Source organism: Burkholderia sp. BCC1999, from assembly GCF_905339975.1.
Classification (GTDB): Bacteria; Pseudomonadota; Gammaproteobacteria; order Burkholderiales; family Burkholderiaceae; genus Burkholderia.
On sequence record NZ_CAJPHP010000035.1, the window covers coordinates 29,459 to 54,703 of the forward strand.

Here is a 25,245-nt window from a genome sequence, read left to right on the forward strand (position 1 = left end):
GCGGCCGTATCGTCCTGAATCCGGCGCGGGCCGGCCGGTTGCGTGCATCGCCCGCATCCGGCCCTGCCTTGCGCCGGCCGCGCCGTCCCCGCGCGCGGCCCGTGAACCCGCACGCAGGATGACCCGATGACCGACACACCGCACGCAGACGCTGAAACGACACCGGCAAACCCGCGCCGCCGCCAATGGCTGCATGGTGCGGCCGCCGGTCTGGCCGGGCTCGCGCTCGGGCCGCTCGCGGCCGGCCCCGCCCGGGCCGACGACACGGGCACGCGGCTGCGCATCGGCTTCCAGAAGTACGGCAACTTCGTCGTGCTCAAGGCACGCGGCACGCTCGAGAAGCGCCTCGCGAGCCAGGGCGTCACCGTCCAATGGCTCGAATTCCCGGCCGGCCCCCAACTGCTCGAAGGGCTGAACGCCGGCGCGATCGACGTCGGCACGGTCGGCGAAACGCCGCCGATCTTCGCGCAGGCCGGCGGCGTCGATTTCGTCTATATCGGCAACGAGCCGCCCGCGCCGCAAGGCGAGGCGATCATCGTACTGCCCGATTCGCCGATCCGCACCGTCGCGCAACTGCGCGGCAAGAAGGTTGCGTTCAACAAGGGCTCGAACGTCCACTTCCTGCTCGTGAAGGCGCTCGAACGCGCGGGCCTGACGTATGCGGACATCCAGCCGATCTACCTGACGCCCGCCGACGCGCGCGCCGCGTTCGTGCAGCGCAGTATCGATGCGTGGGTGATCTGGGATCCGTATTTCGCCGCCGCCGAGCGGCAGCTCGGCGCGCGCGTGGTCGCGAACGGCGACGGGCTCGTGCGCAACACGCAGTACTATCTCGCCGCGCGCAAGTATGCGGCTGCCCACCCGCAGGTGCTGCGCACGCTGCTCGACGAAGTCGACGCGGTCGACCGCTGGGCGCGCGATCACGTTCCCGAGGTCGCCACGCAACTGTCGCCGCTCGTCGGCCTCGACGCGCCGACGCTCGAAGTCGCACTCAAGCGTGCCGGCTACGGCGTGCAGCCCATCACCGATGCGACGGTCGCGTATCAGCAGAACATCGCCGACACGTTCAGCACGCTGAAGCTGATTCCGGGCAAGCTGTCGGTCGCCAGCGCGCGCTGACGCGTTACCGTGCGGGCGCGGCGCCGATGCGCCGCCATTCGTCGTAGTCGGTGACGAGGCCCGCGCCGTCGATCTCGATATCGGCCGCATACGTGCCGCTCTCGTAGCGATAGCGATGCGGCGCCGTGCGTGTATAGCGCTGTTCGCCGCGCACGAAGTCGAAATCCGGAAAACGCAGCCACGCGGTGCGGATCGCGGCCGATTCGCCGACGGCGAGCGCGAGCCGCCGGATCGGCAGCGTATTGGTCGACGGGCTGAAACCGAGGTCGATATCGGTCGCGCCCGCGAGCGCCGGCGCATCGACGCCGTCGATCGTCCATTGGCCTGCATCGCAGGCGATGTCCCACGGCTGCTGCGTCGTGCCGATCCAACGTGTCACGCGTGCCGAGCGCGTGAGCCAGTCGGCGCCGCATTCAATTGCGTAGTCGACGCGAAACGGCGCGCCGTCGATCGCACCCGACACCGAGCCCGACAGGTCGATGCCCGAGTGCGATTCGACGAGCCGGCACCATTCGCACGCCTGCCACGTCTGCACGATCTTCCATGCGACACAGTGCGTGCGCACGGCCTCGTCCTGCTGCGTCATGTCGTCTCCTGTCGGTCGCGCGGAAGCCGATTGTCGCTCATCGTGCCGATGAACACACGCGGCTTCGCCGACCGCTGTTCCGGAAGAACGCCGACGAGACTCAGCCGGCTGGCGCGCCGGCCACCTCCGCGCAGCTTTCGGGTTTCCACAGGAACGTACGCGCCACGCGGTCCTGATCGAACAGCACCTTGTACTGGCACTGAACCGGCCCGCTCTTCGACGGCAGATGGAACAGGTAGTCCCATTCGCGCACGCCCATCAACCCTTCCGAGAAGTGCGGCGTGCCGAGCAGCGCATAGAGCTGCGTCTTGTTCATTCCGGCACGCACGCTGCGCAGGTTGTCGAGGTTCGGCCATGCACCGTCGTTCACGCCGGCGTGGCTCACGTCCGGAATCACGGGCCGGTCGGTCGTGCCTTCCGGTGTGACGATGCTGAGATTGCCGCAGCCCGCGACGACGGCGGCGAGACAGACGGCCGCCGCCGCGCGCGCGGCCTGGATCGATACGCGAATGCGCTGGTTTTGCATGGATCGCTGGATTCCGCTGTGATGGATGTTCATGAGGCGTGCGCTCACCACTGGTAGCCGACGCCAACCGACGCACCGAGATCGCCGCGCGACGTGCTGCTCGCGGAGCCCTTCAGCACCCAGTTGCCGTTGTCGGACACGGTCGACAGGCCGAGCGCGACACCGCTCTCGCCGCGCCACGCGCCGCCGCCGAGCGCGATCATGCTCTTGCCCGGCAGGTACGCCTGCGGCAAGCCGGCCATCGCCATCGCCGCGGCAACGCCCGCGGTCAGCCGGTGATCCAGGCTCTGCATGTCGCTGCGCACGCCCGCGATCTGGCTCCCGAGGCCGTGTTCCATCGCGCGCAACTGGTTGACGTTGACCGCATCGGTGCCGGCCGTGCCCGGCGCCACGTTGACAACCTGGCGTTCGCGGCCGGCCGCGCCCATCGACACCGCGTTGTCGCGGCTGCCGTCGGACCCCGCACCCAGCGCGACCGAATTGCTGCCCGACGCCTTCGCACCGTTACCGACCGCCGTCGAATTGCTGCCCGTCGCGCTCGCCTGGTTGCCGAGCGCCGTGCTGTTCGCACCCGACGCGACGGCACCCGCGCCGCCGGCAACGGCATTGCTGCCGCTCGCGGCAGGCGCGACCGGTGTCCGGTCCTGGCTGACCTGGAACATGCCGCCCGAGCCGTTCTTCACGCTGGTCACGTCGCCTTCGACATTCGTCATCCGGTCGCCGAGCTTGCGCACGTCGTCGCCAACGTTCACGACATCGCCGGCCACCTTCTGCACCTGCTGATCGGTGTAGTCCTTCGCCTCCTTGACCGCGCCATCGAGCTGGCGCACGTTCACGGCGTCCGTCGCTTCGCGGCCGTCGGCCACGTTGCTGATCGTGCGCTCGGCGCCCGGCGCGCCGACCGACACCGTGCCGGCCGTGCTGTTCTGTGCACCGGAGTATTTCCCGGTGTACTGCTCCGCGCCGCGATCGGCGACCGAGCCCGCGCCCAGTGCGACATCGCCGTCCTTGTTCGCGACCGCGCCGTTGCCGACCGCGACCGAGTTGACGCCGTTGGCGTTCGCCGCCGGCCCCATCGCCGCGCTGCCCACGCCGTTCGCCTGCGAGTCGGGCAGCGGCGCCGTGCCGCCGTTCGCGTGGAAATACTTGATGCCGCCACCGTTCGCGATGTTGTCGACCTGGTCGCCGAGCCGCGTCACGTTCCGGTTCGTCTCGTACAGTTGCGAACCGTTGACCGCGTCCGTGCTGGTCGCCGACAGTTCGCCGGCCGCGACGTTCGTGATCGTCGTCGGCGCGCCGCCCGGGTTCATCGTCACGTGCGTGTAGTCGATCGTGCCGTCCGGATTCCGGTCGTACTTCACCGCGCCGGCGCTCAGGTCGACGACGCCCGCCTGCAACGACTTCAACTGGCTGACGTTCACGGCATCGGTGTCGCCGGAGCCGGCCGCGACGTTCGTGATCCGGCGCTCCGCGCCGCTGCTGCCGATACTCACTTCGCCGGCCGGGCTCGTGCCGGCCAGCGCGCCCGTGCCCGGGTTGTACGCCGCATTGCCGAGGGTCGTGCCGTCCGCGATCGCATCGGCACCCAGCGCGACACTGCCGGCATGGCTCGCCGTCGCCTGACGGCCCAGCGCCAGTGCGTCGTCGGCGCTGGCGGTTGCCGCGTAACCGACGGCCGTGCTGCCGGGTGCCTGTGCAAATGCGTCAGTCTGCGCGAGGCCCGCTTCGTTCGTGCGTGCATAACGGATCCCCGTCCCGTTCTGGTCGGTGTACGACTGGCTCGTATCGCCGGCGATGTGGTTCAGCGTGTCGCCCAGCTTCGTCACGTTTCCGTTCGTTTCGTTGAGCTGCGAGCCGTTGACGGCGTCGGTGCTGTTCGCCGACACGTCGCCCTGCGCGACATTCGTGATCTTCGTGCCGCCGGTCTTGCCGCCGTCCGTCGAAGCCGGGCCGTCGAGCGTGATCCGCGTCTTCGGATCGCCCGGGTTGCCGTCGTACTTCACCGCGCGGTCGCTTACATCGCCGACGCTCGTTTCCACCGACTTCAGCTGGCTCACGTTCACGGCGTCCGTATCGGCCGAACCGGCCGCGACGTTCGTAATCCGGCGTTCCGCGCCGCCGCTGCCGATGCTCACTTCGCCAACCGGGCTCGTCCCCGCGAGCGGGCCGGTGCCCGGGTTGTATGCCGCGTTCCCGAGCGTGCTGCCGTTCGCGATCGAATGTGCGCCCAGTGCGACACTGCCGGCATGCGAGGCCGTCGCCTGGCGACCCAGCGCCAGCGCGTCGTCCGCACTGGCGGTCGCCGCGTAACCGACGGCCGTGCTGCCGGGCGCCTGTGCGAATGCATCCGTCTGCGCGAGGCCCGCTTCGTTCGTGCGCGCGTAACGGATGCCCGTTCCGTTCTGGTCCGTGTACGACTGGCTCGTATCGCCGGCGATATGGTTCAGCGTATCGCCCAGCTTCGTCACGTTTCCGTTCGTTTCGTTAAGCTGCGAACCGTTCACCGCATCCGTGCTCGTCGCCGACACGTCGCCCGCCGCCACGTTCGTGACCTTCGTCGGCGTGCCGCCCGGGTTCATCGTCACGCTGTTGTAGTTGATCGAACCGTCGCGGTTCGTGTCGTACTTCACCGCCTGGTCGCTCGCCTGCCGAATCTTCTGATTCGCGTCGTTCAGCTGCGCGCCGTTCACCGCATCGGTGCTGGTCGACGACACGTCGCCGGGTGCGACGCTCGTGATCTTCTGGCCGGCCATGTTCAGCCCCGCCCCCGACAACACCGGGCCGCCGTTGTCGATCCCCACGCTCGTGAACGTCGGCGTGTCGCTCGTCGCGATCGTAATCGTCGAACCGTTCTGCGTCAGCGCGATGTTCTTGCCGCCGTCGACCGTCATCGTCGCGCCCGGCTTGATCGCCGCTACCGACGTGCCGCTCGCGTTGCCGCTCGTCGTCACGTTCCAGCCTTCGTTCAGTGCGTTGATCGCATCGCTGATCGTCGTCTGCTGGCCGCCCGCGATGTTGTACGTCGGACCCGTCACCTTGCCCGTCGCCGGGTCGTACGACGCACCGCCACCGATTGCCGATGCCGTGCTGCCGCCCAGGTTGTTGACGGTCTGGTTCGTCTGATTCAGTTGCGCACCGTTGACCGCATCGGTGCTCGTCGACGACACGTCCCCGGCCGCGACGTTCGTGATCTTCTGGCCGGCCATGTTCAGCCCCGATCCCGACAGCACCGGGCCGCCGTTGTCGATCCCCACACTCGTGAACGTCGGCGTGTCACTCGTCGCGATCGAAATCGTCGAACCGTTTTGCGTCAGCGCGATGTTCTTGCCGCCGTCGACCGTCATCGTCGCGCCCGGCTTGATTGCCGCCACCGACGTGCCCCTCGCGTTGCCGCTCGTCGTCACGTTCCAGCCTTCGTTCAGTGCGTTGATCGCGTCGCTGATCGTCGTCTGCTGGCCGCCCGCGATGTTGTACGTCGGCCCCGTCACCTTGCCCGTCGCCGGGTCGTACGATGCGCCTCCACCGATTGCCGATGCCGTGCTACCGCCCAGGTTGTTGACGGTCTGGTTCGTCTGGTTCAGTTGCGCACCGTTCACCGCATCGGTGCTGGTCGACGACACGTCACCGGCCGCGACGTTCGTGATCTTCTGGCCGGCCATGTTCAGCCCCGACCCCGACAGCACCGGGCCGCCGTTGTCGATCCCCACGCTCGTGAACGTCGGCGTGTCGCTCGTCGCAATCGAAATCGTCGAACCGTTCTGCGTTAGCGCGATGTTCTTGCCGCCGTCGACCGTCATCGTCGTGCCCGGCTTGATTGCCGCCACCGACGTGCCGCTCGCGTTGCCGCTCGTCGTCACGTTCCAGCCTTCGTTCAGTGCGTTGATCGCGTCGCTGATCGTCGTCTGCTGGCCGCCCGCGATGTTGTACGTCGGGCTCGTCACCTTGCCCGTCGCCGGGTCGTACGACGCACCGCCACCGATTGCCGATGCCGTGCTGCCGCCCAGGTTGTTGACGGTCTGGTTCGTCTGGTTCAGTTGCGCACCGTTCACCGCATCGGTGCTGGTCGACGACACATCGCCCGCCGCCACGTTGCCGAGCTTCGACGGCACGCCGCCCGGGTTCAGCGTCACGCTGCCGTAGTTGACCGACCCGTCCGGGTTCGTGTCGTATTTGACCGCACGGTCCGACACCGCGGTCAACTGGTTCACGTTGACCGCATCGGTCGCGGCCGTACCACCGGCGACGTTCTTGATCTGACGTTCGCTGCCCGCGCTGCCGATCGACACGGCGCCGGTCGACGCAATCGCATCGCCGCTGAACTTCGCGGGGCCTGCCGCATTCGCCGCGCCGACGCTGTTCGAGCCGAGCGCCACGCTGTCATCGACGCTCGTCACGGCCCCCGCACCGAGCGACACCGAGTTCGTCCCGCTCGCTCGCGTTTGAGTGGCCGGGTTGTAGTTCGCGCCATTCGACACGCCGTCGTTGCCGGCCGCACGCGAATCCGATGCGCCGATCGCGATCGACCGGTAGCCGTCCGCCAGCGCCGAGTGCCCCATCGCGATACCGCTCTCGCCCTTCGCATACGCGACGTTGCCGAGCGCCATCGAATAATCGCCGGTGGCCGCCGATTGCCGGCCGATCGCGATACTCGTGTTGCCCCCCGACAGCGCAACCGGCCCGATCGCCACGCCCGAGTTGCCCTGTACCGCTGCCGCGCCGACGCCCAGCGCCACGCCGCCCTGCGCGGCACTCGCGCGATCGCCGAGCGCCACACCGGCTGACTGCGCGGACGCATTGTTGCCGACCGCCGTCGAACAGCCGTTGGTCAGCATGTACGTGGCGCCGCCCGACGACGTGTTGCCCGGATTTTTCCGGTCGACGAAATTCTGGCCGCAACCCGAGTCGACCGACGCCGTCTTGCCCGACGATGCGTTGTTGGCCCCGCCCGATACGACGGTCTGCGCAAACGCACCCGGCGTCATCGCCGCGAAACCGGTTGCGGCCACGCCCAGCGCGAGCAACCCGCGCGATACGTGCCTACGCGCGCTGCGCGCCGGCTTGCCGCTCGCGGCGGCGTTCTCGTGAACCGCGATCCACGCGCGGACCGATTCATTCCAGATCGTTTTGTATATCTTGTTCATAGCGGTTTTATAGTTTTCAGTACAACCGATCAGTAGTGCAGATCAACCTGCTGTTGCAGACGCGAAAAGCAGGAAGCCGGGAGAAACCGAAGCAGACTGACGGACCGGGCGTTCGACGCGATATCACCGGAACAGGTGACAACGCCGGACGATCCGGTCAGGAGAAGTGAGATCGATGGGGATGCAACGAGCCATGCCGTGCATCAACCAGGACCTGTCGAAACGGACAGATCGCGGCGAAGGTTACGGCGCGTCAGGGTTTGGCGGTAGGTTGTCGAGCCGATATCCAATATCGGCTCGATGCACATCCCTCGCGGAATGGCGCTTTAGTACCATCTTTCGATTGAAAAACGGATCGACATGCGAAATATTTTCCGGCTGGTTGTGAATACGTTGTATTTACCGGAATATTCTTCGCATGCGGCGCACATTACACGCCATCCGGGAATGAATCATGGAATTTCGGTGTGGATTATAAGCCGATTCTAATCAGACAAGAGGCGCGATTTCATGGATTTGTTGGCGACGATGCGGATCTACGTCAGGGTCGTAGAGCGCGGGACGATGTCCGGCGCGGCCCGGGATCTCGACATGGGCCAGCCGGCCGTCAGCGAGCGCATCGACAAGCTCGAGAAATTTCTCGGCACCCGGCTGCTGATGCGCAGCGCGCGCACGCTCAACTGCACGGAGGAAGGCCGCATCTTCTACGCGCGCAGCAAGGAGCTGCTCGAAGCGGCGGAAGACACGATTGCCGCGGTATCGAAAACGGAAAACACGCTCGTCGGCACGATCCGGCTCGCGGCGCCGCAATGCTTCGGCGAGGTCGTGATGCCGCATGCGCTGATGCAGATCCGCACGGCCTACCCACGGCTGCACATCGACCTGGTGCTGAACGACAACATCGTCGATCCGGTCACGGAAGGCGTCGACATTTCGATGCGTCTCGGCCAGCTCGGCGACGGCGGGTTCGTCGCGCATCCGATCGGCGAAGTCGGCCGTGTGCTCGTGGCCGCGCCGTCGTATCTCGACCGGTTCGGCCCGATCGAAACGAAGACCGACCTCGCGAGCCATCCGTTCATCCGCGTGAAAGGCATCTTCGCGAACGAGCAGCTGCCGCTGCAGGATGAAGACAAGACCGTCGAATACGCGCGGATCCAGACGGTGATGACGACGAGCCACTGGCGCCCGATGTACGACACGATCGTGGCCGGCGGCGGCATCGGCGTGGTCCAGTTGCCGGCCTGCATCACCGCATTCCAGCAGGGGAAGCTCGTCGAGATCCTGCCGCGCTACACAATCCCCGACTTCGCGCTCAATGCGCTCGTGCAGGCGCAACGGCCGCTGCCGCCACGCGTGCGCGCAGTCGTCGACCTGCTGAAGAAGGAGGTCCCGCTGCTGCTGACGAAGCGTCGCCGGTAGCCGTCACCGGCCACCACCGTCACGCCTGCAGCGACTTGCCCGGCTCCTTCACGTGCGCGTCGACTTCCATCTGGTAGAAGCGAGCGCTGACGAAGCCGAACAGCGTCCAGCCCAGGAACACGCACAGGCCGCCGAGCATCAGCGCCTGCTCGCCCGAGCTGAATAGCGCATAGAAGCTGTACGCGGTGGCGACCATCGCGATCACGTTCGTTACCAGTGCCTTGCCGGGCGGCACCTTCGCGACCTTCTGGATCGTGATCAGCGCGGCCATCGACATCACGTAGGGCACGAGGTTCGTGACGACCGCCAGATCGACGATCTTCTGGAACTGGCTACTCAGTTCCGGGCTGATCGTCATCAGCGCCAGCGCGACCTGCGCGACGAGCAGGATCACCATGCCGACGATCGGCGTGCCGGTGCGCGTCGCTTTCGCGAACACCGGCAGGAAGTAGCCGACATCCGCCGAACTCTTGAACACCTGCGCGACCGTGAACTGCCAGCCCAGCAGCGAGCCGATGCACGCGATCACCATCAGCGCGGTGACGATCGTGCCGACGGTCGGCGTGAACATCGTCGCGAATGCGATGCCGAACGGCGCGTTCGACTTCGCGAGGATCGCATTGGGCACGATGCCCGCGATTACGTTGGTCGACACGATGTAGAAGATCGCCGATGCGATCGTGCCGCCGAGCACGGCGATCGGCACGTTGCGCTCGGGATTTTCGACGGCATCCGAGTTCGCGCATGCCGATTCGAGCCCAAGGAACGCCCACAACGTCACCGCGATCGAGCTGCCGACGGCCGGCCCGAACGGCATGTTGTTCGGGTTCCATGCCGCGCCCCAGGTCGCGCCGCTGAACCAGAACCAGCCGATCAGCGACACGACGACGACCGGGACGATCACGCCCCACACGGTCACCGCGCCGATCCGGCCAGTGATGCGCGAGCCGCCGAAGTTCGCGACCGTCGTGAGCACGAGCAGGAAGATCGTCCACAGCCCCGTCTGCAGCGGCGACAGCGTCGCGTCGAACAGCACGGTGCCGTAGCCGACCGCCGTGACGCCAATTGCGACGTTGGCGATCACGAGCGACAGCCCGTACGTATAGTTCGCCATGTAGTTGCCGGCCTTGCCGAACGCGTATTCCGCGTAGCCGCCCATCCCGCCCGGCTTGCGGCTCAGCATCCCGCAGCGCGCGAACGCGTAGGCCAGCGCGAGCGAGCCGCCGGCCGTGACGATCCACGACAGCAGCGAGATCGTGCCGACCTGCGCGAGCTTCGACGGCAGCAGGATGATGCCGGAGCCCATCATGTTGACCGCCGTGAGGATGGTCAGCTGCCAGACATTCATCCGGTTCTTCGACGCGGCCGCCGGGGCCGCGTCGGTCATGCGCGCTGCGTTTTCCATGATGTCGATCCTTCGATGTGAGGCCGCGCGCGGCCGGTCGCTCGTTCGTCCGTTCAGGCGCTCACGCCGTCAGGCAGTACACGCGATACGTGCCGTCCTCGACTTCCACGCCGTGCGTGTCGTGCGCAAAGCCCGGGAAACGCCGGTCGTACGCTTCGAGCGCCTTCAGATAGCCGAGCACCGGGCCGCCGGCCGGCCCCGCGTTCTCGCCCGGCATCAACAGCGGAATGCCCGGCGGATACGGCACGACGCCGGTGGCGACCGTGCGCCCGGCCAGTTCTTCGAGCGTGACCTGCTCGACGCGGCCCTGCACGAGATGCTCGTACGCGCGCACCGGGCTCATCTCCGGCGTCGGCAGGATCGAGAACGCCTCCGACATCAGCCGCGTCGTGCCGAGTTGCTCCATCGCCGCGAACATCGTGTCGGCCAGGTCCTTCAGCCCCATGCCCGCATACCGTGAACCATGCTCCTTCGCGAGCGACGGAATCGCCAGGTCGAGCGGCAGGTTCGCATCGTAGTCGCGCTTGAAGTCGCACAGCGCGCTGACGAGCGAGCCCCACTTGCCCTTCGTGATGCCGATCGAGAACAGGAACAGGATCGTGAAGTCGGTCGTCTTCTCGACGACGATCCCGCGCGCATCGAGATACGCGGTCACGACGCTCGCCGGGATGCCGACCGGCATCAGGCCGCCGGCCGGTGCGACGCCCGGCGTGACGATCGACACCTTGATCGGATCGAGCATGCAGTAGCCGTCCTCGATGTTGCCGAAGCCGTGCCATTGCGCGCCGGGGCGCAGCACCCAGCATGCGGGGTCGCTCGCGAGCAGCTCGGGCGGCGCATCGTGGAACGGCAACGTGCGGCCCGTGCGCGCCTCGAGCACGGTGTCGGGTTGCCAGCATTCGAAGAACCAGTCGCCCTTCGCGCCGAATTCGCTGTTCATCCGCGCGATCATCTGGCGGAACGCGACGGCCTCCTCGATCGACTCGTGCGTCAGCGCGGCGCCACCGGGGCCGTCCATCATCGCCGCGGCAACGTCGTTCGACGCGATGATCGCGTAGTTCGGCGACGTCGATGCGTGCATCATGAACGTTTCGTTAAACTGACCATGCGGAATCGGGCTGCGGCCGTCGCGCACGTGGATGTACGATGCCTGCGACAGCGCGGTCAGCAGCTTGTGCGTCGACTGCGTCGCGAACACCGTGGGGCGATCCTTGTGATGGTCGCGCGGGTCGCCGTGCATCGCATGGCGGTCGCGGTAGATCGGATTGAAACGCGCGTAGCCGTACCAGGCTTCGTCGAAGTGCAGCCGGTCGACGCTCGCGCCGAGCAGCTCTTCCACGCGCGTGACGTTGTAGCAGAGGCCGTCGTACGTCGAGTTCGTGATGATCGCGTGCTTCGGCTGGCGATCGGCCAGCCCGGCCGCGAGCGGGTTCGACGAGATCGCTTCGCGAATCGCCGTCTGCGTGAGGCGCTCGGAGGCGATCGGCCCGATGATCCCGTAGCGGTTGCGTGTCGGCACGAGGTAGGTCGGGATCGCGCCCGACATCGTCATCGCGTGCTCGGCCGACTTGTGGCAGTTGCGGTCGCACAGCGCGATCTGGTCGCGGCTCACGCTCGCCATCAGGATGATGCGGTTCGACGTCGACGAGCCGTTCGTCACGTGATAGGTGCGATGCGCGCCGAACACGCGCGCCGCGTAGCGTTCGCTTTCGCCGATCGGGCCCGAGTGATCGAGCAGCGAGCCGAGTTCGCCGACCGAGATCGACAGGTCCGAGCGGAACAGCGATTCGCCGAAGTATTCGAAGAACGCGCGGCCGACCGGCGATTTCAGGAAGCCCGTGCCGCCGGTATGTCCGGGCGTATGCCACGAGTATTCATAGACGCGGGAGAACTTCGCGAGCGCGCCGAACATCGGCGGCAGCACGGTCGAGCGATAGCGTTCGATCGCCGCGTGGATGCGCCCGCCGATGAAGTCGGCCGTATCCTCGAGCAGCCACACGAAATCGTCGACCTGCCCCATCACCGCGGACGGCACCGACGACGCGACGCTGCGGTCGGCCAGCAGGAAGATCGGCACATTGGCGTTGCGCTGCCGAACCGCGTCGACCACGGCCTCCGACGGCCCGTGGCCGTCCACGCCGAGATCCCAGTCGAGCAGCACGCACTGGATCGACGGATCGGAACGGATCAGCATGATCGCATCGTCGGCGGATGTCGCCGTGAGCACGTCGATGTCGCGTTGCACGAGCTCCGCGCTCAGCGTACGGACCGCACGCCCGGTCGCCGTTTCCTGCGTGATCTCGTCATCGACCAGCAGTGCGCGCATGCCGAGACGACGAATGCCACCGGCTGAAGTATTCATGATGTTGCCCTCGCGGTTCCGATGCTTCGATTGTTGTGTTGTTCATCCCACGAGCACGCGGACAGCAGGCTACGGTCCGCGGCGTGAGACGCTCGCAATTCCGGTTTGATTCGCCATCCAATTCGGAGCCGACTATGCCATAGATGCCTTTCGATGAAAAGCTGATGATTCGGTGAAACTATCGGCGCCTTTCAAAACGGATTTCATAATTTGATCATTTTTATGTGCACTGCAGCATGCCAATTCCCGATTATTTGATCATGCTCATCTCGTAATGACATAGTCGATTGCGGTCGATTGAATTCGCTTGCTTTTGTTGCTACGATCGGCTGCGCCGGGCACTGTCCGAACGCGGATGTGCCGCGCCAAGCAAGGCCAAGTCGAGCAGCGCGCATTCGGCATTCAGTATTCGCGGGAGCGTTTCAATCGGCTACGGCGCATGTCGGATCAGGACGACGCGCCGGTGCGAATAGCGCTCCCGCTTGCGCACATTTACGGGAGAGTTCGCGTGAGCCTGTTGAAAATCGCAGTCGAGCCGGCGCTGATTGGCGCCTTCCTCACCACGCACGAACAGGTCGACGTATTCCAGACCGATTTCACGAATATCGCGGCAATCGTCGTCGGAATCGAATCAGCACAAAAGGTGCTGAAAACCGTTGAAAGAACCGGTTTCGCGATTCCGTTCTTCGTCGCGGTGGAACCCGACCAGGAAGTGCCGCCGTCGATCCTGCCGAGTGCGAACGGCGTGATCCAGCTCCGCCACGGCGGCCGCCACTACTACGGCCGGCAGATTTCCGCCGCCGCCGACATCTACAGCGAGAACCTGCTGCCGCCGTTCTTCAAGGTCATGCGCGAATACGTGCAGCGCGGCTACGTCGAGTTCGACTGCCCGGGCCACCAGGGCGGCCAGTTCTTCTCGAATCACCCGCTCGGCCGGATGTTCTTCGACTTCTTCGGCGAAACCATCTTTCGCGCCGACCTCTGCAACGCGGACGTCCGGCTCGGCGACCTGCTGATCCACGAAGGCCCCGCGCTGGAAGCGCAGCGCAACGCCGCGCGGATCTACAACGCGGACAAGACCTACTTCGTGCTGAACGGCACATCGACGTCGAACAAGGTCGTCACGAGCGCGCTGCTCGCGCCCGACGATCTCGTGCTGTTCGACCGCAACAACCACAAGTCGGTGCACCTCGGCGCACTGGTGCTGTCGGGCGCACGGCCGGTCTACCTCGAAACCGCACGCAACGCGTGGGGCCTGATCGGCGGCGTCGACAGCGCGGCGCTCGACGAAGCACGCATTCGCGACGCGATCCGCGACGTCGCACCCGAGCGCGCCGACCTGCCGCGCCCGTTCCGGCTCGCGGTGATCCAGCTCGGCACCTACGACGGCACGATCTACAACGCACGCGAGATCGTCGACCGGATCGGGCATCTGTGCGACTACATCCTGTTCGATTCGGCGTGGGTCGGCTACGAGCAGTTCATCCCGATGATGCAGGACTGCTCGCCGCTGATGCTGACGCTCGGCCCCGACGATCCCGGCATCTTCGTCACGCAGTCGGTGCACAAGCAGCAGGCCGGCTTCTCGCAAACATCGCAGATCCACAAGAAGGACAGCCACATCGAAGGCCAGAAGCGCTTCTGCGATCACCGGCGCTTCAACAACGCGTACATGATCCATGCGTCGACGAGCCCTTTCTACCCGATGTTCGCGGCGCTCGACGTCAACGCGCAGATGCACGCGGGCCCGGCCGGCAAGCGGCTGTGGCGCGACTGCGTCGCGCATGGCGTCGATGCGCGCAAGCTGCTGATGAAGACCTGCCGCCAGATCCGCCCGTTCGTTCCGCAGCAGATCGACGGCCGCCCGTGGGCCGACTACCCGACCGAGCAGATCGTCGACGACCTGCGCTTCTTCCGCTTCCACCCGGCCGACACCTGGCACGGCTTCGAAGGCTATGCGAACGACCAGTATTTCGTCGACCCGTGCAAGCTGCTGCTGACGACGCCCGGCATCGATCGCGACACGCACGAGTACGCGCCGTTCGGCGCGCCGGCGCCGATCCTCGCGCGCTACCTGCGTGAACACGGCGTCGTGCCCGAGAAGGCCGACCTGTACACGATCCTGTTCCTGCTCACACCGTCGGAAAGTTTCGGCAAGCTGCAGCATCTGGTCGCGCATCTCGCGCAGTTCGAGCGCCATCTCGATCAGGACACGCCCCTGCGCGAAGCGATTCCGTCGCTGTGCGAAGCCTATCCGGAGCTGTACGGCACCATGCGCCTGCGGCAGCTGTGCCAGCGCATGCACGACTTCTACCGCAGCCACGACATGAAGCACCTGCAAAAGCAGATGTTCCGGCGCGCGCAGTTCCCGAAGCAGGTGATGCAGCCGCAGGCCGCGAATGCCGAGCTGATCCGCAACAACGTCGAGCTCGTCACGCTCGAGCGCATCGAAGGCCGGATCGCGACCGAAGGCGCGCTCCCCTATCCGCCCGGCATCTTCTGCGTGGTGCCCGGCGAAGCGTGGGGCGGCCCAGCGCTCGACTATTTCCGTGCGCTGGAGGCCGGGATCAACGCGCTGCCGGGCTTCGAACCGGAGATCCAGGGCGTGTACCTGGAAACGAAACCGGACGGCACGAAGCAGGCGTCGGCGTATGTGGTGGCGGCCGGCGTCGACGCATCGCGCTGAACCTGCCGGGCGACCGCGCGCCGCCCTTCTTCGCGACTGCCGCACGGCGCGGGCGCGGGCGCCAGGCATCGACACTTGCGCCCCGCCTGACCGTGCGGTACCGTCCTGCTTTCCGGGATAACCGAAGCCTCGCCTCGAAACCCATCCGTCGATTCGATCCGATGCGGCCCCGCCCCTGCCCGGCGCTGTCGTGTCGGCCGTACAGGAGGGGTTTGCGATGGACGTTCGCGTGTACCTGCTGGCCGCCGCCGTGTTCCTGGCCGGCGTCGCCGAAAACATCTGCGTCGGCATCCTGCCGGCGATCTCTGCCGGCCTTCACGTGTCGCTTGCGGCCGCCGGCCAGCTCACCACGATCTTCTCCGCCGTATTCGCACTGGCCGCGCTCGTTGCGGCCGCCTGCGTCGCGCGCGTCGAGCGGCGCACCGCGCTGCTCGCGGCACTCGGCGCGTTCGCGGCCGCGAACCTGATTGCCGCCGCGAGCCCTGGTTATGCGAGCCTGTTCGCCGCGCGCGTGCTGATGGCCGCGAGCTGCGCGACGCTGATCCTCGTCGCGACACGGTTCGCGGCCGAACTCGCACCCGCGTCGCAACGCGGCCGGGCGATCGGTATCGTGTTCATGGGGATCAGCGCGTCGCTCGTGCTCGGCGTGCCGATCGGGATGCGGATCGCCGAATGGGCCGGCTGGCGTGCGGTGTTCGTGTCGATCGCCGTGCCTGCCCTGCCGCTCGGGATCTGGCTCGCCCGCCGGCTGCCGCGCATGGCGCCGGCATCGGCCGGCATGCCGGCCGTGCCTTCGTATCGTGCCGTGCTGTCACGGCCGCGGCTGCTGGCCGCGCAACTCGTGTCGATCGCGATGATCGGCGGGCATTTCACGCTGTTCGCGTATCTCACGCCGTATCTGCAGGCCGTGCTGACGCCCGGCGCGGCTGCGCTCGAAGGGCTGTACGTCGCGTTCGGGATCGCCGGCGTGACCGGGGCGTGGCTCGGCGGACTGTTCTCGGACCGGCTCGGCGCGTCACGCGCGCTGTGCGCATGCCCTGCCGTGTTTCTCGTCGCGATGGCCGTGCTGCCGGCGGCCGGAGCATCGCCGCTCGCGTTCGTGCCCGCGATGATGCTGTGGGGCGGCATCAGCTGGTCGATCTCGCCGATCGTGCAGAACTACCTGATCCAGGCCGCGCCGTCGCTGGCCGATGCAAGCGTCGGCATCAACGTGTCGGCCATGCATGCGGGTGTCGCACTCGGGTCGGCGCTCGGCGGTGTGCTCGTCGGGCGCGACGCATTGCTCGTCACGCCGTGGGCCGGATACATGCTCGTGACCGTCGCGCTGGCCTGCGCATGCGTCGCGGCGTGGCCTGCTCGACGGGCCGTGCCGACCGCTTGAATCATGACAGGCGGCGCAACGCGCCGCGCCGCATCACCACGCCTGCCGGTAAATCTCCAGCGCATCGGCCTGCGTCACCTCGCGCGGATTGTTCACGAGCAGGCGCGTCTGCAACATTGCATCCGATGCCATCCGCGCCAGGTCGCTTTCGCCAATGCCGACTTCGCGCAGTGTGCGCGGAATACCCGTCGCGACGATCAGCCGGTCGATTTCGGCGATCAGCGCGTGCGTGCGCGCTTCGTCGCTGCCCGTCGCCGACGGCGCGACGATCGCCGCGAGTTCCGCATACAGCGGCGCGGCGGCCGGCGCGTTGAAGCGCAGCACGTGCGGCAGCACCAGCGCATTCGACAGCCCGTGCGGCACGTGGAAAATGCCGCCGACCGGATAGGCCAGCGCATGCACGGCCGCGACCGGCGCATTCGCGAACGCCTGCCCCGCGAACATCGCGCCGACGAGCATCGCCTCGCGCGCATGCCGGTTCCGGCCGTCGTCACACGCTGCCAGCAGGTTGCGAGACAGCAGCGTGAGCGCGTGTGTCGCCAGCATGTCGGACACCGGATTCTTCAGCCGCGCGGACGTATACGCCTCGATCGCATGCACCATCGCGTCGACGCCCGTCGCGGCCGTCGCCGCACGCGGCAGGCCGAGCGTGAGTTCCGCGTCGAGGATGGCGACGTCCGCGAACAGGTGCGGCGACACGACGCCCATCTTGCGCGCCTCGCCGACCGTCACGATCGACACGGCCGTCACCTCGGAACCCGTGCCGGCCGTCGTCGGCATCTGCACGAGCGGCAGCCGCGCGCTCGTGACCTTGTCGACGCCGTACATGTCGGCCAGCGCCTGCTGTCGCGGCGCGAGCACCGCGATCAGCTTCGCGACGTCCATCGACGACCCGCCGCCCAGGCCAAGCACGATCTCGGCATCGGCCGCGACGGCGCGCTCGGTTGCCTCCAGCACCACGTGCTCGGGCGGATCGGCGATCACGTCGTCGATCACGGTCACCTGCCAGCCGTGCGCGGCTAGGCTCTCCAGCGCGGGCGCGAGCACGCCGCTGCGATGCAGGAACGCATCGGTGACGACGCACAAGCGCACGAGCGCCGGAAAGCGCTCGCGCAACAACGCGCCGAGCCGACGCGCGGCGCCGAATTCGACGATCTGCGTCGGAACGGTACGGAATTGAAACGGGTTCATCGGGTGCCTCCCGGTGGCGTCGCCGTGCCGGTGTCCGGCTGCACCATGTAGCGCGACACGTCGCGGCGATTGAGCAACGGAATGATCGCGCCGATCCCGATCCGCTGGAAATGCGGCGTTTCCCGATGCGCGTCGAGGCCGTCCGCGTCGCGGTAGCGCTCGAGAATCACGATATGGTCGGGGTTCTCCGGCGAGCGGAAATACGCATAGTCGAGATTCTTCGGCTCGGCGCGCGTCGCCGGCGCGAGTTCCGCGAGCAGCTCGATCACGCGGTCGCCGTTGCCGGGCGCTGCGAAGTAATGCGCGATGACCTGCAGGTAAGGTTCGTTCATGATGCGCTCCATGTTCGACGCAAACCCGTCACGCCGACGGGTCGAAATTCCACCATGCGCTGTCGCTCGTCGACACCGCAACCGCCCCGTGCCGCCGCGCACTGCGGACGTCGTCCGCGTTGCCGACGAAGCCCGACGCGACGATCGGCGGCAGCGCCTGCCGGTCCGCCTCGCTCAGGTGCGCAAGCATCGGCGCCGGCATCAGCTGCACGAGGTTCGGATCGCTCTGCTCGATCGCCTTCACGCTGCGCGGCCACGTCGAGCGATCGGTCACGAACACCTTCTGCATCGTGATCAGCCCCGCGCGGTTCGCGCGCTGGATCGTCGCGACGCGCGTCGACACGAGGCTCGCGACGCCGATATCGGCCAGATACTCGACGCCGCCCTTGTCCTGGGACAGCCCGTCGCAACTGTCGATGTTGACGATCACGAACTTGCCGGCCCGGGCGAGCGCCGCGACCACCGCCTGCAACCGGCGCAGGTCGACGTTCGCGACGATGCCGACCTCGGCCTCGCTGTCGATGAAGCTGTCGGCCTGCTCGACGCCATACAGCGTGGCGATGACGGGATGACGGGCGAGACGCGCGCCCAGCGACTTGTCCATGACGTTTACCGGTCGACCTGCGGGCCGGTCTCGTCGCCGAGACCGAGCTTGCCGGGGTTGAGGATGTGCTTCGGATCGAGCGCGCGCTTCACCGTCTGCAGCACCGGGAATGCCGTGCCCAGCGAATCGCGCATGTACGGCGAACGCAGCAGCCCGACGCCGTGGTGATGACTCAACGCCGCATTGTATTGGATCAGCACCGCGTTTGCCGCGTCCCATGCGGCACGGTACCATGCGGCCCGCTCGGCCACCGCGACGTCGCCGCGCAGCGAGAAATACAGGCACGCGCCGTCGGCATACGCATGCGACTGGTGCGCGGATCCGGCCAGCGTGCCCGGCACGGCCCGCAGCGCGGCCACCACGTCGCGATAGATCGCCGCGAGATCGCGCCAGCGGCCGCACATCTCCAGCGTGTCGGCGACGAAGCCCGGGCTGCGCTTGAAGCCTTCCGCGCTCTTGCCGGTGAGGTAGCGCGTGTCGAGCCACTTCTCGAAGATCGCGTCGCCGTCGAGCTTGCGCCCGCCTTCCTCGCCGACGCGTGCACTGATCGCCATCACCGCGTCGACCATCTCGCGTGCGCCTTCGTCGGCGATCAGCAGCACGTTCGTATCGGGCAGACCGAACTGCACGCCGCTTTCGAGTTCGTCGTAGAGCCGCAGCGCCGCCGGGTTCGCGCCGCGCTGCAGGATTTCACGGCACGCGTCGAGGCCGGCCGCGAACGTGTCGAAACCGTACGCGATCGCGCGGCCGTAATCGGGCAGCCGATGCAGCTTCAGGCGCGCACGCACGATGATGCCGAGCGTCCCTTCGCTGCCGATGAACAATTGCTGCAGATCGGGGCCGACTGCCGCGCGCGAATAGCCGCCCAGCGTGACGAGACTGCCGTCCGCAAGCACCACGTCCATCCCGAACACCATGTCCTCGATCTTGCCGTAGCGCGTCGACAGTTGCCCCGCGCCGCGGCACGCGATCCAGCCACCCACCGTGCTGATCCCGAACGACGACGGCCAGTGCCCCATCGTCAGCCCGTGCTCGCGCTGCAGCGTTTCCTCGAACACGTCGCCGAACATCCCGGCTTCGACGTCGACGATCTGGCTCTCGGTATCGACACCGATCAACCGATTCAGCCCGCATACGTCGAGGACGATGCCACCGCGCACCGGCAGCGCCGCGCCCGTCACGTTGCTGCGGCCGGCGGACGCCGTCACCGGAATCGTCGCCGCGTGCGCGATGCGCATCACGGCCTGCACCTGCTCGACCGTCGACACGCGCACGACGACCGCATCCGGCGTCGCGGGCCGGCCGGCGGTTTCCGCGACCATCGACGCGGCCCACCAGTCGCGCGTCCACGCGACGACGTCTGCCGGCTGCGCGAGCACCTCGTCGGCCACCGCGCGCAGCGCCTCGACCTGCTGCGGCGACACCGCGACCGGCGCGCGCTGCATGCCGGCCGCGACCGGTGCGCCGCCTGCCGCGGGCAAGTTCAGCGAGTATGGGGGCGGCGTATGCGCGCCGACGACGTAGTTGCCGCGGTTGTAGCCGCGCTTGATGGCTTCCTTGCTGATCATCCGTTTTCTCCCATGAGGATGGCTTTTTCGAGTGCGACGGCGGCGACGTAGTCACGCACCTGGCTGGCGACGGCTGCATCGGACAAGCCGAGCTCCGCCTGAAGAATCGCGCCGACGCGCGGCGCCGCGCGTGCGGACGCATCGCGCGCCATCAACCGCGCGCGGGTGCGGCGCGACAATACGTCGTCGACGCTGCGCGCGAATTCGTGGCGCACCGCATAGAGCACTTCCGCTTCGCTGTACGGCAGCCCTTCGACGATCGGCGCGAGCAGTGACGGTGTCGCATCGGCGAGATCGCCGACGAAGCGCGCCTCGGTGCCGTAGCGTTCGCCGAGATGCGCGGCGAGCCCGCCCGATGCGACGATCGCCTGCGGGTCGTAGCCGGCCGCGCCGAGCAGGTACGCCGATTTCGTGCGGCAGCGCGTGCGGCGGCCGAGCAGCTTGCCGACTGTATCGATGGTCTGCTCGGCCATGTGCCGCGACGTCGTCAGCTTGCCGCCGACGATCGTCACGAGCCCGTCGGGTGCGACATGAATCTCGTGATTGCGCTTCATCTCGATCGTCTTTCCGCCGGGCGGGCCGACCAGCGGCCGGCATCCGGCGATGCTGCCGACCACGTCGGCCGCGCTCAGGTCGACCTTCAACGCGGACCGCGCGCCTTCCAGCAGGAAATCGAGTTCCTGCCGCGTGCAATGCACGTCGTCGAGATTGCCGTCGTAGTCCTCGTCGGTCGTGCCGAGATACGACACATTGCCCCAGCGCGTAATCGTCGCGCGGCGGTTGCGGCCCGGCACGGGGATCGTCACCGTGCAGTCGTTGCGGATCTTCAGCCAAGGGATCGCGACATGCACGCCCTTCGCGGGCCGTACCTGCAACGCGGCCGTATCGCCCTTGCGCGCGCCGGTCCAGTCGCGCAGCCATACACCGGTCGCCATCACGACCACGCGCGCCCGCACGCGCCGCTCGCGGCCGTCGGCATGCACGATCGCGCCGTCGACCTTGCCGTGGCCGTCGCGCGTCAGCTCGACCACGCGCGCGTGGTTTGCGACCGTCGCGCCATGAAACGCGGCCGTGCGCACGAGGTTCAGCGTCAGGCGGGCATCGTCGACGCGCGCATCGAAATACAGGAAGCCGCCCGTCAGGTAGGTTTCGTTGAAGGTCGGGCAATGCGACAGCACTTCGGCCTTCGTCAGCTTCTGATGCAGGATCCCCTCGCGCCAGCCTCCGGCGATGTCGTAGGTCCACAGCAGGCTTTCGAAGGCTTTCGCGAGGCGCTTGTCGAACACGCCTTCGCGCTCCATCACCGGGAACAGGAACGGTAAGCGCTGCACGAGATGGCGCGCGTTGCGCCGCAATCGCTGCCGCTCGAGCAGCGAATGGCGCACGAGCCCGAGATTGCCCTGCTCGATATAGCGCAGCCCGCCGTGCACCATCTTCGACGATTTCGACGACGTGCCAGACGCGAAGTCGCTCTTCTCGACGAGCGCGACGCGCAGCCCGCGCAGGCTCGCATCGAACGCCGCGTAAGCGCCCGTCACGCCGCCGCCGACGATCAGCACATCGAACGTATCCGCTTCGAGTCGCGCCAGATGCTCGTCGCGGTTCACGCGCAGCGGCTCGGTACCCGTCATGCCGGCGCGGTCCGTCGGTGGTTTTCTGGATGGCAAAAACATCATGCTGGTCGTTCTCCGTGCTTACGCGTGAGCAAAATCGGCCGCGTGCGCGAGCTCGGACGCGATCCGCGCATGCCAGGCCGCGCGCCGGCGCTGCCGGCTGTCCGCATCGATCGAGGGTTCGAATACGGCGTCGGTGACGAGCGTCGCGCGGGCTGCGTCGAGCGAATCCCACAGCAGCCCCGATGCACCCGCGAGGAAGGCCGCGCCGCGCAGGCTCGCCCGGTCGCCTTCGCGCATCCTGCGCACGGGCACGCCGCTTACGTCGGCCTGGATCTGCAGCAGCGTGTCGCTGCCCGCGAGGCCGCCACCGACGATCAGCTCGGACACATCGGCCCGCGCGACGGCCTGGTTGGCCTCCATGCACGACGCGACCGAATGCGCGATGCCTTCGAGCACCGCATACGCGACCTCGGCCTGCGTCGTCGCGATCGAGATGCCCGACAGCAACGCGCGCGCGTTCGGCTCCATCCTCGGCACGCGCAGGCCGGTGAGCGCCGGCACGAACGTCACGCCGCGTGCCGACTGCACGGTGCCCGCCAGTGCGCTGATCTGCGCGGGATCGTCGAACCAGCGCAGCTTTTCGCAGACCCAGCGCAACGCCGATCCCGTCGTCGCGACGAAGGTCTCCAGCGAGTAATGCGACACGCCGCCGTGCCGCCGCGCGGTCATCGCCAGCGTGCCGTCGTGCGCATGACCGGGTTGCGCGTGCGATCCTGCGTCGGGGCGCACCGTCCCCGTCAGCAGGTCGACGAAGCTGCCGGTGCCATGCACGCACATCGCCTGGCCGCGCTCGACGCAGCCGAGGCCGACTGCGCCCGCGAACTGGTCGCCCGCGCACGCCAGGATCGGGACGTCGATACCGAGCACGTCCTCGCGCGTGCGGCCGAACGTGTCGGCGTCTTCGCGCAGCGCGGGCAGCAATTCGCGTGGAAAGCCCAGCGTGTCGAGCCACGGGTCGAAATAGCGATGTTCGCCGAGCAGGTAGGCACTGGCGGAGGTCGCATTGGTCGGCGTCGTCACGCACTCGCGCGCATCCGACAGATGCCACATCAGCCACGTATCGATCGTGCCGAACGCGAGCCGGCCCGCGCGATGTGCGTCGGCCACCGCCTGCGACGTACGCATTTGATGCACGGCCCACAGATACGGCGAGCGCACGCCCGCCGGCCGGCCGACCTGCGGCACGAGCACGCGGTCCCAGTCGGCCGCGAGGCAATCGAGCTCGGCCGCATGACGCGTGTCCTGCCAGACCATCGCCGGCACGAGCGCGCGCCCGGTCCGCGTGTCCCACAGCACGGCGGTCGCACGCTGCGTCGCGAGCGCCAGCGCGACGATGCGCACACCCTGCTCATGCGCATGGGCGAGCGTCGCGCGGCAGACTGCCTGCGTCTTGTCGAGAATCGTGTTCGCGTCCTGTTCGACGACACCGGGCCGCGGGCTCTCGACCGACAGCGGCAGGTATTCAAGGCACGATACGTGCCCGCTCGCGTCAACGAGCGCGGCGCGCGTGCCGGACGTGCCTTCGTCGATCGCGAGAATGGCGTTTCGGGTTTCGGTCATCGCTGCGTTTTCTCGATGGCGGGTTTCAGGAAGGCCGACGCGCTGCGCGCGTCGTCGCCGAAGTGCGGCGCGTCGGGTTCGTTGTCGGGATTGATCGTCGTACGCGTCGGGTCCCAGCGGATCGCAAAGCAGATCGCGCTTGCGATGCACGGCACGATCGCCAGGATCAGGAACGTATGTTCGAGTCCGTAGCGCGCGCGAAACAGCGGAAAGACCAGCAGGCCGAGCGCCGCGCCGATCGAGCCGAGCGCACCGACGATGCCGTTCGCGCCCGCGCGCAGTTCGCCGCGAAACGACAGCGACGACAGGCTCTTGCCGTTCGCACCGGGGCCGGCCGAGTGGAACAGGATGAACAGCGACGGCACGACCACCGACAGCCACAGCGGCATGCGCGCATGGAACAGCCCGAGCACGACCAGCATCGCGCAAACCGCCGCGAAGCCGATCGCCGACGCGCGTCGCAGGCCGACTCGGCGGCCGACCGACGACGACGAGAAACCGCCGACGATTCCGAACAGGTTGAACACGAGCGCGCCGAGCGTCGCGTAGACGAAGTCCTTGCCGAACAGCGCCGCGCTGATCAGCGGCAGATACCAGCCGATCGCGAAATATTCAATCGACTGGCCGATCTGCACGGTCGCGGCGAGGATCGTGCGCGGCAGATAGACACCGCGGAAGATCAGCAGCACGTTCGCGAGGCCGCGCGTGGCCGGATTGACGACGGGCGTGCGTTCATGCGCGGGCGCGGCGACGAAGGCCTGCCCGTAGATGCGCGTCATTGCGCGCGCCGCGTCGTCGAGCCTTTCCTTGCGCGCGAGCCAGATCGGGCTTTCGACGAGGAATGCGCATTGCAGCGCGAGGATGGCGACGCCGAATACCGCGGTGGCCGCCACCGAGTAACGCCAGATCGAATCGCCGACCTGCCACGCATGGAACACCAGCGCGAGCAGCAGGTTCAGGCAGACGGCCGTGTACCACATGCCCTGCCAGGTATTGAGCCGGCTCTTCAGGCGCCCCGGCGTGAACTCCGCGAGCATCGCCATCGCGATCGCAAAGTCGATTCCATACGCCATCCCGACGAAGAAGCGGCCGGCGAGAATCGCGTTGAAATCCGGTGCGAACACCACCAGCAGCGCGCCGATCACCGACAGCAGCTTCGCGGCGATCAAGGGTCGCACGCGGCCCCACCGGTCGGCCATCCAGCCGCCGATCGGGTTGAACGCGATCGCGACCCACGATGCGAACGACGTCATCCATGCGACCTGCGCGGCCGACAGATGCAATTCGTGCGTCATCGGCCCGAGGCCGGCGCTCAATGCCGAGTTGGAAAATGCGTCGAGAAACAGCCCGCCGAGCGACAACCACCAGACGAGTCCCGCCCGGCCCGCAATACCGGGGCGCGCGTCGAGAAAGGAGATGACGTCTTCAATGCCATGAAGCTTGACAGCGATCGTTTGCACAATCGGCCTCCGTATATTTTTTCTGTAAGAGGCTCGACATTGCAGATGCGATCGACGCATGGAGAGACCATCTTACAGATAGTCTCTTATCTAGATCTGCCAGCGCAATTTACGGCGGGCAGCGCGCCTGTGTCAAGCGCGGTCGGTTGTGCGTTGCAGCGAGCGGCGCATCGTCGCACCGCTAGATAGTTGTGTCAGCAACGTCGTTCACAAGCGGGCGACGCACCGC

The 25,245-nt window shown here is 67.3% G+C and carries 16 protein-coding genes; 4 read left to right on the top strand and 12 right to left on the bottom strand.

Annotated features, from left to right (window positions below; genetic code table 11):
• Positions 1-126: 126 nt before the first annotated feature.
• Positions 127-1,119: a sulfonate ABC transporter substrate-binding protein gene (locus U5809_RS32925; RefSeq protein ID WP_322089616.1), complete on the top strand. Its 993-nt coding sequence runs from the start codon at positions 127-129 to the stop codon at positions 1,117-1,119.
• 4 nt (positions 1,120-1,123) lie between these two features.
• Here the strand turns inward: U5809_RS32925 and U5809_RS32930 are convergent, their stop codons facing one another.
• The 3 genes from U5809_RS32930 to U5809_RS32940 form a co-directional block, all read right to left on the bottom strand.
• Positions 1,124-1,705: a putative glycolipid-binding domain-containing protein gene (locus U5809_RS32930; RefSeq protein ID WP_322089617.1), complete on the bottom strand. Its 582-nt coding sequence runs from the start codon at positions 1,703-1,705 to the stop codon at positions 1,124-1,126.
• 100 nt (positions 1,706-1,805) lie between these two features.
• The gene (locus tag U5809_RS32935) at positions 1,806-2,231 is read right to left on the bottom strand and encodes an outer membrane protein assembly factor BamE (RefSeq protein ID WP_322089618.1); all 426 of its coding nucleotides are present in this window, start codon (positions 2,229-2,231) and stop codon (positions 1,806-1,808) included.
• 44 nt (positions 2,232-2,275) lie between these two features.
• Positions 2,276-7,372 carry a YadA-like family protein gene (locus tag U5809_RS32940; protein WP_322089619.1) on the bottom strand — a complete coding sequence of 1,699 codons (5,097 nt, stop codon included), beginning with the start codon at positions 7,370-7,372 and terminating at the stop codon, positions 2,276-2,278.
• A 510-nt stretch (positions 7,373-7,882) separates the two neighbouring features.
• Between U5809_RS32940 and U5809_RS32945 the strand changes: the two genes are divergently transcribed.
• The gene (locus tag U5809_RS32945; RefSeq protein ID WP_322089620.1) at positions 7,883-8,791 is read left to right on the top strand and encodes a LysR family transcriptional regulator; all 909 of its coding nucleotides are present in this window, start codon (positions 7,883-7,885) and stop codon (positions 8,789-8,791) included.
• A gap of 19 nt (positions 8,792-8,810) precedes the next feature.
• Here the strand turns inward: U5809_RS32945 and potE are convergent, their stop codons facing one another.
• Both potE and U5809_RS32955 read right to left on the bottom strand, forming a co-directional pair.
• A complete protein-coding gene (gene potE, locus U5809_RS32950) occupies positions 8,811-10,196 on the bottom strand; it encodes a putrescine-ornithine antiporter (protein ID WP_322089621.1) in 1,386 nt (461 codons plus the stop codon).
• Between the two features lie 61 nt (positions 10,197-10,257).
• The gene (locus tag U5809_RS32955; RefSeq protein ID WP_322089622.1) at positions 10,258-12,558 is read right to left on the bottom strand and encodes an Orn/Lys/Arg decarboxylase N-terminal domain-containing protein; all 2,301 of its coding nucleotides are present in this window, start codon (positions 12,556-12,558) and stop codon (positions 10,258-10,260) included.
• Between the two features lie 508 nt (positions 12,559-13,066).
• Between U5809_RS32955 and U5809_RS32960 the strand changes: the two genes are divergently transcribed.
• Both U5809_RS32960 and U5809_RS32965 read left to right on the top strand, forming a co-directional pair.
• Positions 13,067-15,244, top strand: a complete 2,178-nt coding sequence (locus U5809_RS32960; protein WP_322089623.1) for an ornithine decarboxylase — start codon at positions 13,067-13,069, stop codon at positions 15,242-15,244.
• Between the two features lie 217 nt (positions 15,245-15,461).
• Positions 15,462-16,625, top strand: a complete 1,164-nt coding sequence (locus U5809_RS32965) for an MFS transporter (protein ID WP_322089624.1) — start codon at positions 15,462-15,464, stop codon at positions 16,623-16,625.
• A 33-nt stretch (positions 16,626-16,658) separates the two neighbouring features.
• Here U5809_RS32965 and U5809_RS32970 read toward each other — a convergent pair whose 3' ends face one another.
• From U5809_RS32970 to U5809_RS33000, 7 genes are read right to left on the bottom strand one after another with little or no spacing between them, the layout of a single operon-like run.
• A complete protein-coding gene (locus U5809_RS32970; RefSeq protein WP_322089625.1) occupies positions 16,659-17,816 on the bottom strand; it encodes an iron-containing alcohol dehydrogenase in 1,158 nt (385 codons plus the stop codon).
• Positions 17,813-18,148: a putative quinol monooxygenase gene (locus U5809_RS32975; protein WP_322089626.1), complete on the bottom strand. Its 336-nt coding sequence runs from the start codon at positions 18,146-18,148 to the stop codon at positions 17,813-17,815. Before U5809_RS32975 ends, U5809_RS32970 begins: the two co-directional genes overlap by 4 nt.
• A 28-nt stretch (positions 18,149-18,176) precedes the next feature.
• The gene (locus U5809_RS32980; RefSeq protein WP_059237197.1) at positions 18,177-18,752 is read right to left on the bottom strand and encodes a glycerol-3-phosphate responsive antiterminator; all 576 of its coding nucleotides are present in this window, start codon (positions 18,750-18,752) and stop codon (positions 18,177-18,179) included.
• A gap of 5 nt (positions 18,753-18,757) precedes the next feature.
• Positions 18,758-20,320: an FAD-binding oxidoreductase gene (locus U5809_RS32985; protein WP_322089627.1), complete on the bottom strand. Its 1,563-nt coding sequence runs from the start codon at positions 20,318-20,320 to the stop codon at positions 18,758-18,760.
• Positions 20,317-21,996 (bottom strand): glycerol-3-phosphate dehydrogenase/oxidase, encoded by a 1,680-nt coding sequence (locus tag U5809_RS32990; protein ID WP_322089628.1) that lies wholly within the window; start codon positions 21,994-21,996, stop codon positions 20,317-20,319. The genes U5809_RS32985 and U5809_RS32990 overlap by 4 nt, the downstream gene beginning before the upstream one ends.
• Before the next feature lie 18 nt (positions 21,997-22,014).
• Positions 22,015-23,556 (bottom strand): FGGY family carbohydrate kinase, encoded by a 1,542-nt coding sequence (locus tag U5809_RS32995; protein WP_322089629.1) that lies wholly within the window; start codon positions 23,554-23,556, stop codon positions 22,015-22,017.
• On the bottom strand, positions 23,553-25,016 hold the full coding sequence (locus U5809_RS33000; RefSeq protein ID WP_322089630.1) for an MFS transporter: 1,464 nt from the start codon (positions 25,014-25,016) through the stop codon (positions 23,553-23,555). The genes U5809_RS32995 and U5809_RS33000 overlap by 4 nt, the downstream gene beginning before the upstream one ends.
• Positions 25,017-25,245: the final 229 nt, after the last annotated feature.